The 17,791-nt window shown below is 44.2% G+C and carries 11 protein-coding genes and 2 pseudogenes; 3 read left to right on the top strand and 10 right to left on the bottom strand.

The window, feature by feature from the left end:
- Positions 1–7 precede the first annotated feature (7 nt).
- Complete coding sequence (locus AC6IZ0_RS10900) at positions 8–703, top strand: ribonuclease HII (protein WP_497722921.1); 696 nt, start codon at positions 8–10, stop codon at positions 701–703.
- 82 nt (positions 704–785) lie between these two features.
- On the opposite strand, the gene AC6IZ0_RS10895 is transcribed toward AC6IZ0_RS10900, so the two are convergent.
- Positions 786–1,418 carry a DUF1997 domain-containing protein gene (locus AC6IZ0_RS10895; protein WP_497722919.1) on the bottom strand — a complete coding sequence of 211 codons (633 nt, stop codon included), beginning with the start codon at positions 1,416–1,418 and terminating at the stop codon, positions 786–788.
- Positions 1,419–1,683: 265 nt separating this feature from the next.
- Here AC6IZ0_RS10895 and pheA point away from each other — a divergent pair.
- Positions 1,684–2,554, top strand: a pseudogene (gene pheA, locus AC6IZ0_RS10890) (prephenate dehydratase).
- 213 nt (positions 2,555–2,767) lie between these two features.
- Here the strand turns inward: pheA and AC6IZ0_RS10885 are convergent.
- The 9 genes and pseudogenes from AC6IZ0_RS10885 to AC6IZ0_RS10845 all read right to left on the bottom strand — a co-directional run bounded on the left by AC6IZ0_RS10885 (position 2,768) and on the right by AC6IZ0_RS10845 (position 12,281).
- Positions 2,768–3,415, bottom strand: coding sequence for an LON peptidase substrate-binding domain-containing protein (locus AC6IZ0_RS10885; RefSeq protein ID WP_497722918.1), 648 nt, complete (start codon positions 3,413–3,415; stop codon positions 2,768–2,770).
- A 145-nt stretch (positions 3,416–3,560) separates the two neighbouring features.
- On the bottom strand, positions 3,561–3,878 hold the full coding sequence (gene rpsJ, locus AC6IZ0_RS10880) for a 30S ribosomal protein S10 (protein ID WP_006196404.1): 318 nt from the start codon (positions 3,876–3,878) through the stop codon (positions 3,561–3,563).
- A gap of 232 nt (positions 3,879–4,110) precedes the next feature.
- On the bottom strand, positions 4,111–5,340 hold the full coding sequence (gene tuf / locus AC6IZ0_RS10875; RefSeq protein ID WP_497722915.1) for an elongation factor Tu: 1,230 nt from the start codon (positions 5,338–5,340) through the stop codon (positions 4,111–4,113).
- Positions 5,341–5,362: 22 nt separating this feature from the next.
- Positions 5,363–7,441, bottom strand: a complete 2,079-nt coding sequence (gene fusA, locus AC6IZ0_RS10870; RefSeq protein WP_497722914.1) for an elongation factor G — start codon at positions 7,439–7,441, stop codon at positions 5,363–5,365.
- 142 nt (positions 7,442–7,583) lie between these two features.
- Positions 7,584–8,054: a 30S ribosomal protein S7 gene (rpsG, locus tag AC6IZ0_RS10865; protein WP_271733706.1), complete on the bottom strand. Its 471-nt coding sequence runs from the start codon at positions 8,052–8,054 to the stop codon at positions 7,584–7,586.
- 363 nt (positions 8,055–8,417) lie between these two features.
- Positions 8,418–8,801, bottom strand: a complete 384-nt coding sequence (gene rpsL, locus AC6IZ0_RS10860; RefSeq protein WP_271733705.1) for a 30S ribosomal protein S12 — start codon at positions 8,799–8,801, stop codon at positions 8,418–8,420.
- Between the two features lie 96 nt (positions 8,802–8,897).
- Complete coding sequence (locus AC6IZ0_RS10855; RefSeq protein ID WP_497722911.1) at positions 8,898–9,236, bottom strand: HesB/IscA family protein; 339 nt, start codon at positions 9,234–9,236, stop codon at positions 8,898–8,900.
- 323 nt (positions 9,237–9,559) lie between these two features.
- Complete coding sequence (locus AC6IZ0_RS10850) at positions 9,560–9,979, bottom strand: phosphomannose isomerase type II C-terminal cupin domain (protein WP_271733703.1); 420 nt, start codon at positions 9,977–9,979, stop codon at positions 9,560–9,562.
- A 252-nt stretch (positions 9,980–10,231) separates the two neighbouring features.
- Positions 10,232–12,281, bottom strand: a pseudogene (locus AC6IZ0_RS10845) (phosphodiester glycosidase family protein).
- Between the two features lie 861 nt (positions 12,282–13,142).
- Here AC6IZ0_RS10845 and gltB point away from each other — a divergent pair.
- A complete protein-coding gene (gene gltB, locus AC6IZ0_RS10840; protein ID WP_497722909.1) occupies positions 13,143–17,741 on the top strand; it encodes a glutamate synthase large subunit in 4,599 nt (1,532 codons plus the stop codon).
- The last annotated feature ends 50 nt before the right edge of the window (positions 17,742–17,791 follow it).

Below are 17,791 nucleotides of genomic sequence, written 5' to 3'. Positions count from 1 at the left end.
TTCTGTTATGGAGACAGAAGAAACAATTTCACATCCCGGATTCTTGAATTCGGGTGAGGCGGGTCTCCCTTTTTCACCTTCCCATTTACCTTTCTCTTGTGACTTGGTGGCGGGTATAGATGAGGTGGGGCGAGGTGCTTTGTTTGGTCCTGTGGTGGCAGCAGCTGTGATTTTGCCTGGTTGTGCCTTGCCAAAACTCATGGCTGCTGGTATTAAGGATAGTAAAAAACTTTCCAGTTCTCGGAGAATTACACTAGCAGGGCAAATTTGTGAATTGGCGACGGACTGGACTATTGGGGTTGCTTCCAGTACTGAGATTGATGAACTAAATATTTTGCAGGCAACTCTGTTAGCTATGAAGCGGGCTGTGCTGAAACTGAATGTACAGCCTCAACTATGTTTAGTTGATGGTAACCAGCTGATTAAAGATTTGTTGGTGCCTCAACAAACTATCGTTAAGGGTGACGAAACTCATGTGAGTATTGCAGCTGCTAGTATTGTCGCTAAGGTTTGGCGTGACTCGCTGCTCATCCGTTTGGCATCAAAGTATCCTTTATATAATTTGGAGAAGAATAAGGGCTATGGTAGCCAAAAGCATTTGCTGGCTCTCCAACAGTATGGTCCATCACGACTGCATCGCAAATCTTTTCGTGGTTGTCAAGTGAGCGATCACTTAACTGAAGCTCAAGGCGTTGGACTTTAACCATACAAGCTACGGCTAGCTTGCTAGTTCTTAAATAATCCCCTTGGTCTAGGTTGAGATAGGTTTTATATAAGGGAGTGAGTTAATCTGGGTTGAAAATAGGGATTTCGCCAGGACTGCAATTGCCTTTGGCACTGCGCTGATTGCAATCAGCGCTAGTGTTGTCAATTAGGAGAGGTTCCATACCCTGTGATGTTGCCCAGTGGTGGTAATCGGCTAGGAGTTGATGCTGTAGGCGTTGTTTTATGGTCATCAGTATACTTTTGAGTAAACCATTACCTGTGGCTTCTAGGATGGGCTGAGGTGTGAAGCAAAATGGGGCAGGGATATCTACTTCTACTTTTAGGTCGGCTTTTCCTTGGAGGCTGGTGATGTTGTTGTTTTCTTGGGGTGATAAATACCCTTGTAAATTTAATGACCAACGCTGGTTGATGTACTCAAAGCCCAGAATTTGACTATTTACCGATCGCACCTGAATGGTTCCATGTGATTCTGCCCAAACTTTCAGGTCTACAGTGGGTTGAATACTCAGTGACATGAAGGTTAATGGACGCATTTTTAAGCGAAATATTTCTTCTGAAAGTTGCTGTATGCGACTATTATCTGTGAGTGCGTTGACTAGACGTTGGGGCTGACGCAGGTAATGTTGGATAGGGATGGGTTGTGGTGGTACATTAATTCTTACTGTTTGGCAGGCGGTAAACTGGGTAGCCATGAATTAAAAGCAATAATTGTTGAATACTTCTGTTTTTAATTAAATTATAATTTTATTTTTTTCTATTCGTTGAAACATTATAGGAGCCGATTCCAATTGACTGGGAGAAAACTTGAGAAAATTGGATTGAACTCTATTTAAAAGCTGTTCACAAAAGACTATTTTTACCTATCATACAGTCATAACCTCGGCTCAACCATGCTCCATGATGGAGTCCTATTACAATAGGCCTCTAGTTTAGATAAATAATTTAGGACTAAAGTCTGTGACTATATCTATTGCTCATTTAGGCACCTCCTGGCACTTACGCAGAACAAGTAACTGCTTTTTATGCTAACTGGCTGGCAAAAAAAACAGGTAATCAAGCTATGTTGTGTCCATATTCGAGCATTTCCCAATCACTCAACGCTGTTGCGTCTGGAGAAACTCTGTTAGCTGTTGTACCGGTAGAAAATTCTATTGAAGGCAGTGTAACTATGACAATGGATACACTATGGCAGTTGGATAGTTTACGAGTTCAGTTGGCTTTGGTGATGCCGATTGCTCATGCTTTAATTTCTTGTGCCGGTAGTTTAGATACTATTCAAACTGTTTATTCTCACCCACAAGCTTTAGCACAATGTCAAGGATGGTTAGGGCAGTTTCTCCCAACTGTGCAGTTAATAGCGAGTAATTCGACTACCGAATCCCTACAGCGACTGGATGGAGATTTAACCGCGGCTGCGATCGCATCCAGTAGAGCCGCCGAACTCTATAAATTGCCTATATTGGCTAGTAATATTAATGACTACCCCGACAACTGCACTCGCTTTTGGGTGGTGAGTCAATGGGTGGAAGATTTAGTGGCTATATCAGGAAGTGCTCATTACACTTCCTTGGCTTTCACTGTCCCAGCGAATTTGCCGGGAACGCTACTTAAACCACTACAGGTATTTGCTGGGTTAGGGATTAATCTTAGTCGTATTGAATCGCGACCAACGAAGCGATCGCTAGGAGAATATTTGTTTTTTATTGATTTAGAAGCAGATGTGCACGAAGAGCAAATGCGATGCGCTTTAGCGCAGTTAACTGAGCATACAGAAATCTTGAAGATTTTTGGCAGCTATAATATTCTACCTATAAAAACTGGGTTGTAATTCGTAATTCAAAAAATACGAATTACGAATTACCTATGGCTACGCCACGCAAGTTATCACATAGCCTTCCCCTGGGAAAAAGGAAATATAGCCTTTTTCAGGCTCATGAAGTACACACCAATTCCCTATTCCCTATTCCCTATTCCCTGTTCCCTGTTCCCTGTTCCCTCAAACTAAAAAAATTTGTACCTCACGAGCATGGGAAATGCTATATTACGAATTATTGAAAGTATCTTTGAGGACGGCGCGGGCTGCTAAATGATTCCGAGTAGAAGTCAAAATTTCTGCTTCTCTTTCCAAGCGAAGTAAGGTATCTTGTGTTTCTAACAATGCTTGTTGCTCTGATGGCACACCATAGAGATTACTTGCTACCCAGTAAGAAAGTTCTGTAGGTAGGTCGGGTAATTCCTCTGGTAGTTCCATATTTTGCTCAGTTAACTTGGCTGAGAGACGAACTACATCTCGTAAGAGTTGTTCGACATCTGCGGCTAAGGGGCGTAAATCTTGAGTTGGCGGCTGATCTTCTAACCATTCTACTAACCCAACACGGTACGGCTTTTCGCGGACGTATTCTAAAACACGGAACCTTTGCTGTCCCAAAGTTAACATTTTCATGCGGTCATCTGGCAGCCGTTGGTAATGAATGATTTCTGCACAGCAACCAATATTAGCGATTGTACCGTCAACTGGATCGACCATTAACACACCGAATCGGCGATCGCTCTCCAAAATCGTATTCATCATGATTCGGTAGCGGAATTCAAAGATGTGTAGGGGTAATGGTCTAGTAGGGAATAGAACTACTTCGGGTAACGGGAACAGAGGTAGTTCGCGAACTGCAATTTTAGAAGAGGATGTCATTGTTACCTTTGTATAAAATTAATTGTGAAATTTATTCTTCTCTGCTTTCCCCGTACTTTTCTGATATTCTATCATTTGTTTCCCAGCTGATAAAAAGCCCTGAGATAAATTTCTTCAGGGCTGGGTAAATATTACAGCATTAACCTTATAGTTTTACTTCAATGTCCACACCAGAAGGTAAATCTAGCTTCATCAGGGCATCAATAGTTTTGGAAGAAGGTTGATAAATGTCAATAATCCGGCGATGGGTGCGGGTTTCAAAGTGTTCCCGGGCATCTTTATCTACGTGAGGCGATCGCAGCACACAGTAGATTTTACGTTTTGTTGGTAAAGGAATTGGGCCTATAGCTGTAGCGTTAGTTCTGTTAGCCGTGTCTACAATCTTCTCGCAAGATGTGTCCAATAAGCGACGGTCAAAAGCCTGTAAACGAATTCTAATTTTCTGCTGCTGTAGAGTTGCCATCTTTAATTTTCTAGGTTCTGATGAATGATGATGATTTTTCTGAGAATTATCGGGGATAGTGACTTTTTATGCCCACCGTGGCCAAGGCTTTGGGGTGAGACTGTCACAATTCCCCTTCTGCTGAGATTAGCCGCAGCATAGGTGATTACTTGAACAAGCAATCAAAGAAGGAAGATAAAGGAGCACCGATAGATTATCTACCAGCGCTCCTTGCTTATAGAACAAAAAGGTGTTACTTCAGAATTTTGGAGACGACACCGGCACCAATAGTGCGTCCACCTTCACGAATTGCGAAGCGCATTCCTTGCTCAATAGCAATGGGGTTTATCAATTCCACTGTCATTTTAATGCGATCGCCGGGCATCACCATTTCTGCCTCGCTACCATCATCAGAAGTAAAGGATTTGATGGTGCCGGTTACATCAGTTGTCCGTACGTAAAACTGAGGACGATAGCCGGAGAAAAATGGGGTTTTCCGTCCGCCTTCTTTCTCTGTCAAGACGTATACTTCACCTTCAAATTGAGTGTGTGGAGTAATAGAACCTGGTTTGGCAATTACCATACCGCGCTCGATGTCAGTTTTTTGGATACCGCGCAGGAGCACACCGGCGTTATCACCAGCCATACCTTCTTCGAGACTCTTCTTAAACATCTCGATCCCAGTCACCGTGGTGTTGCGAGTGTCTCTAATGCCGACTAGTTCAACCACATCACCGACTTTAACCTTACCACGCTCAATCCGACCAGTGGCCACAGTACCACGACCTGTGATCGAGAATACGTCTTCCACTGCCATCAGGAAGGGTTTATCTACAGCACGGTCGGGAGTAGGAATGTAGGAATCTACTGCTTCCATGAGGGCGTAGATTTTGTCCACCCACTCATCTTCACCCCGTTGAGTTTTGGGGTTAGCAGTCATTTTTTCCAATGCTTTGAGACCGGATCCCGATATAATGGGGATGTCGTCACCGGGGAAATCGTAGCTAGATAATAGCTCACGGACTTCTAATTCTACCAACTCTAATAGTTCTGGGTCATCTACCATGTCTTCCTTGTTCAGGAACACAACCAGACTGGGCACACCTACCTGCTTTGCGAGTAGGATGTGTTCACGGGTTTGGGGCATGGGGCGATCTGCGGCGGAAACTACGAGAATACCACCATCCATTTGAGCCGCACCAGTGATCATGTTTTTCACATAATCAGCGTGTCCTGGGCAATCTACGTGAGCATAGTGCCGATCGCCGGTTTCATACTCAACGTGAGCCGTATTGATGGTAATCCCCCGTGCCTTTTCTTCTGGGACATTATCAATTTGATCGTAGCCTTTACCTGTAGCTTGACCCAGCGCCGCCAGAGTCATAGTAATGGCTGCTGTTAAAGTAGTTTTACCATGATCAACGTGACCAACTGTACCGATATTAACGTGGGGTTTAGTCCTTTCAAACTTTGCGCGTGCCATGAATGCTCGTTTCCTTTTTTAATTAAGCGTTCCCTTTGCTTTTCGCTATGATTGCTTCAGCCACGTTGCGAGGTACTTCTTCGTAGTGGCTAAATTCCATCGAGAAGATACCCCGACCTTGGGTCTTCGAGCGGATATCAGTAGCGTAGCCAAACATTTCTGCCAATGGGACTTTAGCAGTTACCTTGGCTAAACCATCATCAGATCCCATACCTTCAATTTGTCCACGACGAGAGTTAAGGTCGCCCATCACATCCCCAAGGAAGTTTTCGGGTACTTCAACCTCAACTTTCATCATAGGTTCTAATAGTACAGGAGAAGCCTTCAATACTGCCTCTTTCATTGCCATTGAGCCAGCAATTTTGAAAGCCATTTCTGAAGAGTCTACATCGTGGTATGACCCATCCACCAGAGTTGCTTTCACATCAATTAGTGGATATCCTGCTAATACACCGGATTCGCAGCTTTCTTTCATTCCTTGTTCTGCTGGTCCGACGTATTCTTTTGGTACGACACCACCCACAATTTTAGAAACAAATTCAAAGCCCGTACCCGGTTCGCCTGGTTCCAAATCGATCACAACGTGACCATATTGACCTTTACCACCACTTTGGCGAATGAATTTCCCTTCAATTTTGGAGACTGATTTCCGAATCGTTTCGCGGTAAGCTACCTGCGGCGCGCCGACATTCGCTTCTACTTTGAATTCACGTAACATCCTGTCCACCAGAATTTCCAGGTGTAGTTCTCCCATTCCCGCGATTACGGTTTGGTTGGTTTCTGGATCTACACTGACACGGAAAGTGGGGTCTTCTTCAGACAGAGATTGCAGAGCTTTAGAGAGCTTGTCCATGTCGTTCTTGGTTTTGGGTTCAACCGCTACCGAGATTACCGGCTCAGGAATGAATAGAGATTCCAGAATTACTGGTGATCCCTCATCAGTTATGGTATCACCCGTCAAGGTCTCTTTTAATCCCAATGCGGCTCCCAAATCCCCAGCCCGCATTTCATCCACATCTAGGCGTTCATCTGCTTTGAGAATCACCAGACGGGAAATCCGCTCTTTCTTGTTCTTGGTAGCGTTGAGAACATAACTACCTTTCTTCAGAACACCAGAATAAACCCGAACAAAGGTGAGACGACCGTAGGGATCAGCCATAATCTTAAAGGCCAGAGCTGATAGAGGTTCTTGGTCATCAGCTCTACGCTCAACCACCTCACCTGTAGGTAATGTACCTTGGATAGCTGGTACTTCCGTTGGTGCTGGTAGATAATCTACCACTGCATCCAGCATCAACTGCACACCTTTGTTTTTAAATGCCGAGCCGCACAGTACTGGCACAATCGTACCCGCAATTGTCCCTTGACGCAGCGCACAGCGAATTTCATCTTCTGTAAGTTCTTCTCCCTCGAAGTACTTACTCATCAGAGTGTCATTGGTTTCGGCTACAGCTTCTACAAGCTTGGTGCGGTACTCTTCTACCTGGTCTTGCATTTCGGCGGGGATATCTGTTTCTTCGATATCTGTTCCCTCGTCGTTGTTGTAAATATAGGCACGCTGGCGTACCAGATCAACGATTCCTCTCAAGTCATTTTCACTACCAATTGGTAGTTGAATGGCAATGGCATTAGTCCGCAGGCGATCGCGCATTTGTTCGTGAACTCTGTAAAAGTTCGCCCCTGTGCGATCCATTTTGTTTATGAAAGCTATGCGGGGGACTTTGTAGCGGTCTGCTTGTCGCCAAACTGTTTCCGACTGCGGTTGCACGCCGCCCACAGAACAAAACACCGCGATTACACCATCCAACACCCGCATAGAACGTTCTACTTCGATTGTGAAGTCAACGTGTCCGGGAGTATCGATAATGTTAATTTGATGATCTTTCCAACTGGTACTGATAGCAGCAGCAGTGATGGTAATTCCCCGTTCACGCTCCTGCGCCATCCAGTCTGTCACGGCTGTTCCTTCATGAACCTCGCCAATTTTATGAATTATGCCAGAGTAAAACAATATTCTTTCGGTTGTCGTTGTCTTGCCCGCATCTATATGCGCCGCAATACCGATATTGCGTACTCTCTCTAGCGGGATCGTACGTGCCACAGTAGCCTCCTATTATAGTTTTTGTCTCATGATATCTTGTATATTACTCTTTGTTAAGGTTCTATACTTCTACGGAAAACCGTATTTTTTTTGTGCGTAGGCGATATACCGCTGTTATATCCACGATATACCCCTACTTTTCTTAGTAACGATAGTGTGCAAAAGCCTTGTTAGCTTCTGCCATCCGGTGTGTTTCTTCCCGTTTGCGAATTGCATTCCCGGTCTCGTTGGCAGCATCCATTAACTCATTAGCTAATTTACTTGCCATTGTGCGTCCGGGTCTAGACCTGGAAAATTTAACTAGCCAGCGCAAAGCTAGGGTTGTACCCCTGTCTGAACGTACTTCCATCGGTACTTGATAGGTGGCTCCGCCTACTCGACGCGCTTTTACTTCTACCAAAGGCGTGGCGTTGCGGACTGCTCTTTCAAAAGTTTCCAGTGGCGGAGCGCCGGTGCGATCTTCAATAGTTTTCATGGCATCATAAACCAGCCTAGCAGCCAGTGATTTCTTTCCATGACGCATCACCCGCCGGATTATCATGCTGACCAGGCGACTGTTATATACGGAATCAGGCGGAACTGGACGCCTTTGAATAACACCACGACGAGACATACTTCACCTTTACTTCGGATTTGGCAACGAAATTATATGCTATCAGACACTAGGTATATGGGCGGGTAAAGCCGCCGTTTTAACTTTGTCTTTTTTTTCTCCACGCCAGATTAGGCGACGACATCATAAACTTTAATATTTTAGATGCAACCGCTGCAATTGCCTACGGCACTGGCGATAGGGTAGCGCGGCTTAGGGTATAGCCAATCGCTTGGCAGGATAATGGTTTAAATTACCTAATTTTCACTGCTTAATACAGGGTTTAGCAAGACTTTGTGGCAACATAAATCACCACTATTTAGCTATCGCACCCTTTCAACCTATAGGATGATGATTCATCCTCGACGATTAATTGCCTATTTCCTATTTCTTCGTTCCTTTCGGGAGCTTGGTTCCGTACTTGGAACGCCCTTGCTTACGGTCTTTAACTCCAGCTGTATCTAATGTTCCACGGATAATGTGGTATCTCACACCTGGTAAGTCTTTCACACGACCGCCACGAATCATTACTACTGAATGTTCTTGCAAGTTATGACCGATACCTGGAATATAGGCTGTGACCTCAAATCCCGATGTCAATCTTACCCTTGCTACTTTACGTAGAGCAGAGTTGGGCTTTTTCGGTGTAGTTGTATATACCCTTGTACAAACACCCCGACGTTGTGGGCATTGCTTTAGAGCTGGAGACTTAGTTTTCTGACGCGCTTTTTCGCGTTCGGTACGTATGAGTTGCTGTATTGTTGGCATGAGTTACAGCGCGTAAAGCTGCTTAGAGGTCTAACTTTTAACAAATCCTGATTATATCTTTTTTTGGGGTTCTATGTCAAACTGATATTTTTTTATTTAAACAGATATGGGCGTAATCATGGAGAAGGACATACCACAGCCACAGGTGGCTATGGACTGAGGATTGTGGAAGCGAAAACCACCACCCATTAAATCTTCTGAATAATCTAATGCCAACCCATTTAAATAATTCAGGCTTTCATGATCTATGACAACCTGAATACCGCTCACCTCAAAAACGCCATCGTTCATCGTGACATTGTGGTCAAAAGACATATCATAAAACCAACCTGAACAGCCCCCTACCTTAATTGCTAATCTGAATAAAGAATTTGGCTGCTGTTTTAACTGTAATCGCCCAATTTCACTGATTGCGGCTGGACTCAGATGAATCATGGAATTAGTTATGGCTTCCGCCAGGCTAAGTTATCGACAATAAAAAACCCCATTTTAAAATATTACAGACAGTTGAAGTCTAAAAGTCACGATTACAAAAAATTTGGTTTTGATTTTTTACTGGGCTAAAATCAGCATATAGGTGACTGGGCAGTGCTACTGGTGTATGTCTTCTTAATTCGTGAATTAATATTAACATCCTGTGTGTATCACTGAAAAGATTAGTCCCCGCCAAACGGGGACTAATCTCAGTCTAATCGGTACTGAGGTATGAGAAAAATACTGAGTATACTATACCTACAGCTTTTGCAGTTGTGGCAGTTTTAACCATCATTACGAGCATAGTCGTCTTGATAGCGAATAATATCATCCTCGCCTAAATATTCACCATTTTGGACTTCAATTAACACCAAAGGAATCACTCCCGGATTTTCCAGACGGTGGGATGTACATTGGGGTACATAGGTTGACTCATTGTTCCTCAGTAGCACCTCCTTATCTCCACAAAGAACCCTAGCAGTACCAGAAACAACAATCCAGTGCTCACTGCGGTGATGGTGCATTTGCAGACTGAGACGGTGTCCCGGTTTGACCTCTATGCGTTTAATTTTATATCCCCGCCCTTCCTCCAACACTGTAAAAGAACCCCAAGGGCGCAGCTCGGTTGCAGCAATCCCTTTATTAGAGATGGACACGGGTAGAGATAGATTATTAGTTTGTGTGGTTTCTGGAAATTGCGCCATAGTTACCTCAGTTGGTCTACAAACAAACCGTTATTAATCGTTGGATGAAGGGTAAAACTGATCCTTGAGATTTGCACCTTGCTAAACATAACAAAATTAAAACAGGAGGGTGCAAAAATAAGTCCTTCAACCAAAACTTCTATACCAACTCTTCACACCACAAGAGTGACGATGACCTGAGCTTAAAAAACATGAGTCCGACTGCATTAATCATTGCAAACCTAGAATCCTCACCCCTTACCTTCCTACTCCCTACTCTTGTTCTAAGAAAACCCCAATACCGTTGTGGACACGTGCCGCAGTATTACTCGAACGGTCGAGTAGTTGTCCTCCCAGATAAAGACCAGTAGAACTCCCACCGTCTAAATTCAGAGCGTTCACACAACCAATATTCTTCATTAATTGGGCGTGTTCCGCTAGGGTGGGGCCTAGTCCACCAGCACGATTGTGTACAGCAGCAATGATTACTGATCCGCTTGCTGTGGTGCAAATACCACTACGAGCAGCTTTTTGTCTAATAAAGGCTGGACTGAACTTTTCCCTAGCAGCATCCAGGACAATTTGATTATTTTGTACTAATAGGGGACCGGCTCCCATAATGTGGGGATAGCGGTTAAAGTTGGGGGAATTTGTTGTGCTGGTAATGCTAACTGGTGTACCAATAGTTAATTGTGATGCCCCTAAATACGATGATTTACCACTAGTAGCATTGGCACGTAAGGTTAGTAGGTAGCCGTCTTGGGGAATGGTAAATGTTGTTTCACCAGCCTTACCACCTGGTAGCTGATTTGTGACTCGGTTTTGTTGGACAATAACAATGATTTCGTTATCCGTTAGGGGGGTGTAGCTAGTTCCCCATGTGTTGGTGTAACGAGCAATACCACTCTGCACATAACCACTATTTAAAAATAGAATCGGCAACTTTTGATTATTGTCAATGATTAACGTTTCTTCTAAAGTGAGACGACCGAAGTAAAACTCCCCGGAGTCATTCCAGGCGATCGCCCCCCGATTAAGAATTGGGCCTGATAGCCACTGACCACCCCGACGAATTGCCCCCAAAGGTAATCGATTATTGCGGTTAAAATAACCAGCATTAATTGCGGCCACAGCTGAAGACTGCTCTGCCATTTGGATGAGTGGTGCTGTACCGGTTTGACTGCTGGTGTTAGTCCCAATGGGTTGTAAACGTAAGCCAGTTTGACGGGGATTAATATCTAACCAAACCACGGGAAAGCGTTCTGTACCTAAACTGACAAATTGCTGTCGCCAGCGCAATCCTGTAGCCCAGTTAATATCTCGTTGTACCAGGAACATCGGGACGAAGATCAATGACCAGGCGGTTGGGGTTTGCTAAGGTCATGATCTGGGGAGCCATACCAAAGGGTACACTCAGACTAATAATTGTGCGATTGTTAACTACCTCTAATTTTCTCACTATTGATCTGTCCACCTTACCCCCATGAGGATTTGCCGGGGTTGGTGATGTTGATAGAGCATAGCGTTGGCTTAAAGCAGCATCGGCGATCGCATCTAGAGCCACTACCCACTCTCTATTGGGTGGTGCTGCAGATTCTGCTTCTGTTTCAGTGCTTATAGTTCCCCCTGGCGAGACTTGCCAAGGTGATGGACGATCTAAATCTAAGACAATGCGAGCTGAATGAAAGGGAGGAAGACTAACCCCTGAGAGCTTGCGTGGCGTAGCGATAGATTGTTGACTTTGACGAATATTTTTTATTTGAGCTTTTGGCGTGGCGATCGCCATAACATTACCATTAGCTTGTAATACCCAACCTACTGTTTGAGTAAAATCAGTAATATCCATATAGCGATAGCCTTGCAGCAGCCTGGTAGCTAAAACCGATGGTTCCTGGTTTGATGAGAACCATTCTATTGGTTGACTAGCAACACTGTTGCTGCTCAAAAAATCAACTCCAACGATCTGCCTTAGAGCACCGTCACTCAAAAAAGTTTTCACTCGCCCATCTGTTCCTCTCTCCTGTAACCAAGCCCCTGGTAAGGTACGACCATTGAGGATAATTTGGTTACCAGACGCTAACACCCCACCGGTGGATGTGCAGCAAGGTGTGTTTTGCGTCACCGGGCTGGTATTGATCCAGGATTCCTCAGCTCTACTAGACCATTTAGTACATAAGCAGAATATAATAATCACTACTGCTGTTGGTGCTATAGACCGCAACATGCCCGAAGGCAACCGATAGCCGGCGTGGACTAGCCGTAGCCACCTTTGATTACTGCTCTTGGTGAGAGCACAATAATGTTTTTTAGTATGATGTGACATTTTTACCTCAATATTATTGATAGCTTAGGTGGCTTAGGCATAGACTACTTGCAGCACAGTAAGTTTCACAGGAATCTTAAGAAATAGTGATTGAATTTTTGCATAAATGTGATAATATATAAATTGGCTATCTATCTCTTGTCAACTGAAAAAGTCATCACACCATTAAAAACACTATTACTGAGTGTTTTAACCATCACTCTATTCAGTCAAGCTGTATAAAAAACTAGTTTGGCTGCTGCAAAGCCAGTGAAAATATCTAATATTCACGGATGGTTGCTATTTGAGTGAGGTCTGTCTTCTAGCAAGATGGATCAAATCATCATCAAACAATGAAATATATACAACAAAAGATATTTGGAGTAATTGTCAAATGTGTATGTTGTATAATACGCTGATTTTGGGGATGAATCAGGATTATTCCGCACTTGAAAACTAAGTTCTGTTACGGGTAAGCCAAAAAAGTTTTACTTGAACTCTATTTTTTTTCATCTGGGAATAGAAACTTGAACCAAAAAATAGCTTGAGAATATCAACCAAAAGTATAAAAAAAACCGCAGGTATTTGCAAAAGGTTAAACAAGAAAAAACCGAAGTGAAAAATTTTCTCTAAATTTCGGTGATTTATATATTTTCCAGGTAAAACGATTTTTCCCACAGTCTAAGCTGGATTCTGCTAGGTCGGGACTACGTCAAAGACTAGGGTAATTGCTTACGCTACGCTAGCGTAGCGTAAGGCATATTCTTCTCACAAATATTGGCAACATTTGTGACTAACCATCTCAAGAGCAGTCTATGAAAGATAAAGCGATGCATCAATCACAAACACAGAAAATTTCAGATATTCAAATCAAACCATTAGATGGAACCAAGGTGGTTAGTAGAAGAACGAGATGCTTGTGGTGTAGGTTTTATTGCTCATCGCCGCAATTATGCCAGTCACGAAATTGTGACAAAAGCTTTAGATGCTTTAACCTGTTTAGAACACCGCGGTGGTTGTAGCGCTGACCAAGATTCTGGTGATGGTGCAGGAATATTGACAGCAATCCCCTGGGAGTTATTTGAAAAAGACTATTCCCGGGAAAATGTGGGGGTAGGAATGTTATTTCTACCACAAAGTAGCGAAATAGCGGCAAAAATTAGAGGTATAGTCGAGGAAATAGCGACAGCAGAAAAATTAACCGTACTGGGTTGGCGAGTAGTACCAGTGCAACCTAATTTACTGGGGATACAAGCAAGAGAAAATCAACCCCAGATAGAACAGGTTTTTCTAGGATCAGCAGATAAAAGTGGGGATGAACTAGAAAGAGAACTATATATTACCCGCCGGCGAATTTTCAAAGCTACTCAGCATATTTCCGCAGAATTCTATATTTGCTCGTTGTCCAATCGGACAATAGTCTATAAAGGCATGGTGCGCTCTGCTATCTTGGGAGAATTTTATCTCGATTTAAAGAATCCAGCCTACAAAAGCGCCTTTGCCGTTTACCATCGCCGCTTTAGCACTAATACCATGCCCAAGTGGCCTCTGGCTCAACCCATGCGTTTATTGGGTCACAACGGGGAAATTAACACCTTATTGGGTAATATTAACTGGATGATGGCACGGGAATCTAGCCTGAATCATCCAGTATGGGGCGATCGCTCCGAGGAATTTAAGCCCCTAGTTCATATCGACAACAGCGACTCAGCCACCCTAGATAACGTTCTGGAATTAATGGTACGTTCAGGACGTAGCCCCTTGGAAGCCTTAATGATTATGGTGCCAGAGGCATACCAAAATCAACCTTCTTTGCGTCAATATCCCGAAATTATCGATTTTTACGAATATTACAGCGGACTGCAAGAAGCATGGGACGGGCCAGCACTGTTAGTATTTAGTGATGGTGAAAAAGTTGGCGCAACACTAGACCGTAACGGATTAAGACCCGCTCGTTATCTAATTACCAAAGATGATTACATCCTTGTCGCTTCCGAAGCTGGAGTAGTAGAAATTCCCGAAGCGAATATTCTGGAAAAAGGTAGACTCGGACCAGGACAAATGATTGCTGTGGATCTGGTCAACCATGAAATCCTCAAAAATTGGGAAATTAAACAATACATCGCCCAGCAGCATCCCTATGGAGAATGGTTAAAACAATATCGCCAAGAACTCAAACACCTAGTAAATCAAACTCCCAGCAATGGGAATAGTCATTCCAGCACGCACCAAAATATCAGTGGGGTAGCCATAGGAAGCGATGAACAAACCCTACTGCGTCATCAATTGGCCTTTGGCTATACCACAGAAGATGTAGAAATGGTAATTCAACCCATGGCCGCTGAGGGTAAAGAACCGACTTTCTGCATGGGGGATGATATTCCTTTAGCGGTGCTGTCAGAAAAACCCCACCTACTGTATGACTACTTCAAGCAGCGTTTTGCTCAAGTGACAAATCCAGCCATTGACCCCCTCCGGGAGAGGTTGGTCATGTCCTTAAATGTGGAACTCGGAGAACGGGGAAACTTATTAGAAGTTAAGCCAGAACACGCCCGCAAACTGAAATTAGAATCCCCTGTGTTGATGGAGACAGAACTAGAGGCGATTCGGTTATCAGGGTTTGCAACAGCGGAATTATCCACCTTATTTGCGATCGCCCAAGGACCAGAAGGATTAAAAGATGCTGTACAGTCTTTAAAAGCACAAGCTGCGGCATCTGTCAAGGCTGGAGCAAAGATTTTGATCCTCAGCGATTGCCCAGAAGGGGATAATGGCATTAGTGCTGAATATACTTACATTCCTCCCTTACTAGCAGTAGGAGCAGTACATCATCACCTAATACAGCAAGGTCTACGAACTAAAACATCCTTGATTGTGAAAACAGCCCAGTGCTGGAGTACACATCACTTCGCCTGTTTGATTGGCTATGGAGTTGATGCGGTTTGTCCTTACACAGCTTTGGATACTGTCCGCGACTGGTGGTGGAAACCCAAAACCCAAAACTTTATGGAACGGGGTAAAATAACCAAGCTTACCCTAGAAGAAGCTTTAGGGAATTATCGCCAAGCGGTAAACTCCGGTTTACTAAAAATTCTCTCAAAAATGGGAATATCCTTACTGTCCAGTTATCAAGCGGCGCAAATTTTTGAAGCCATTGGTATCGGTGGGGATTTATTAGCATTGGGATTCTGTGGTACAACTTCCCGCATCGGTGGGTTAAGCGTCAAGGAATTAGCAGAAGAAGTGCTTTGTTTCCATCGCAAAGCCTTCCCGGAACTGACCGCTAAGAAGTTAGAAAATTTGGGTTTTGTTCAGTATTTCCCTAAGGGAGAATACCATATGAATAACCCAGAAATGGCCAAGGCGCTCCATAAAGCCGTGGATGGTAAACAATATGACCACTACGAAGTTTACAAGCAGCACCTACAAGGACGACCAGTAACAGCTTTGCGTGATTTGTTGGACTTCCAAAGCGATCGCGCACCCATCCCTTTAGAAGAAGTAGAATCAGTCAGTGAGATTGTCAAACGCTTCTGTACTGGTGGGATGTCTTTAGGTGCCTTATCAAGAGAAGCCCATGAGACTTTGGCTATAGCCATGAACCGCATTGGTGGCAAATCTAACTCTGGGGAGGGTGGGGAAGATCCAGTACGGTATAAAGTGCTAAATGACGTAGACCCATCCGGTAAATCATCGACTTTACCTCATTTGCATGGCTTGCGCAATGGTGACACAGCTTCTAGTGCTATTAAGCAAGTAGCATCCGGACGCTTTGGGGTCACACCAGGATATTTAAGCAGCGCCCAACAAATTGAAATCAAAATCGCCCAAGGAGCAAAACCCGGGGAAGGTGGACAACTACCAGGAGCAAAAGTTAGTCCTTACATTGCTATGTTAAGGCGCTCTAAGCCCGGTGTAACCTTGATTTCACCCCCTCCCCACCATGATATTTATTCCATTGAAGATTTAGCACAGCTGATTTTTGACCTGCACCAAATTAACCCCACAGCACAGGTATCTGTAAAGCTGGTGGCGGAAATTGGTATTGGGACTATTGCGGCGGGTGTAGCTAAAGCTAACGCCGATATTATTCAGATATCTGGTCATGACGGTGGTACCGGAGCCTCACCACTGAGTTCTATTAAACACGCAGGGTCACCCTGGGAACTAGGGTTAACTGAGGTACATCGTGTATTGATGCAAAATGGCCTGCGCGATCGCGTGATTTTGCGTGTAGACGGTGGGCTAAAATCTGGTTGGGATGTGGTCATGGGCGCTTTGATGGGCGGTGAAGAATTTGGTTTTGGTTCCATCGCCATGATTGCCGAAGGTTGTATTATGGCGCGCATCTGCCACACTAATAACTGTCCTGTGGGTGTTGCTTCTCAAAAAGAAGAACTTCGCAAGCGGTTTACAGGAATGCCAGAACATGTAGTCAATTTCTTCTATTTTATCGCAGAAGAAGTGCGCCATTTACTAGCAAGACTCGGCTACCGCTCTTTATTAGAAATTGTCGGACGGGCTGATTTGTTAACCACACGAGAGGGGGCAAAAGTTAGCAAAACCCAAGCACTCAACCTTGACTGTTTACTACACCTCCCAGATGGTAAAAATAACCGTACCTGGTTACTACATGAAGAAGTCCACAGTAACGGTGTGGTGCTAGATGACCAATTGCTGGCTGACCCAGATATTCAAAGGGCGATCGCCCAAAATACCACTGCTACAAAAACCCTGGCGGTAGTTAACACTGATAGAACAGTGGGAGCACGGTTAGCCGGTGCGATCGCTTCTCGCTATGGTGACAGTGGTTTTGAAGGACAAATTAACCTCAATTTCCAAGGTAGTGTGGGGCAAAGCTTTGGTGCTTTTAACCTCCCTGGCATGATTTTGACCTTGACAGGAGAAGCTAACGACTATGTGGGTAAGGGGATGCACGGTGGTGAAATCATCATCAAACCCCCTTCTGATGCTACCTACGCAGCATCACAAAATGTCATAGTTGGTAACACCTGCCTTTATGGTGCCACGGGTGGGGTATTATTCGCCAACGGTTTAGCCGGTGAACGCTTCGCTGTACGCAACTCCAAAGGTATGGCAGTTATTGAAGGTGCAGGAGACCACTGCTGTGAGTACATGACCGGTGGTGTGATTGTTGTCTTGGGGAAAGTAGGACGTAACGTGGGCGCTGGGATGACTGGCGGACTAGCATACTTCCTAGATGAAGACAATTCTTTCCCGGAGTTAGTCAATCCAGAAATTGTCAAAGTCCAGCGAGTGCTGACAGAAGCGGGCGCAAAACAATTGCAAGAATTAATCAGAAATCATGGCGATCGCACTGGTTCACCAAAAGCAAAAATGATTCTGCAAAATTGGTCAGAATACTTGCCTAAATTCTGGCAACTAGTACCACCTTCTGAAGCCCAGAGTCCAGAAGCAAATCCCCAAGCTATTGTGGAAAAACAGTTGAGTTCAGTTTAGGTTCTCACCACAAGGTACCCAACTTTTCTCAACAGTTAAAAAACTGTAGA

The sequence above is a fragment of the Anabaenopsis sp. NIES-4685 genome (genome assembly GCF_059725405.1).
Note: the sequence above shows the minus strand (reverse complement) of the source record. Positions and strands in the feature narration are given on the sequence as shown.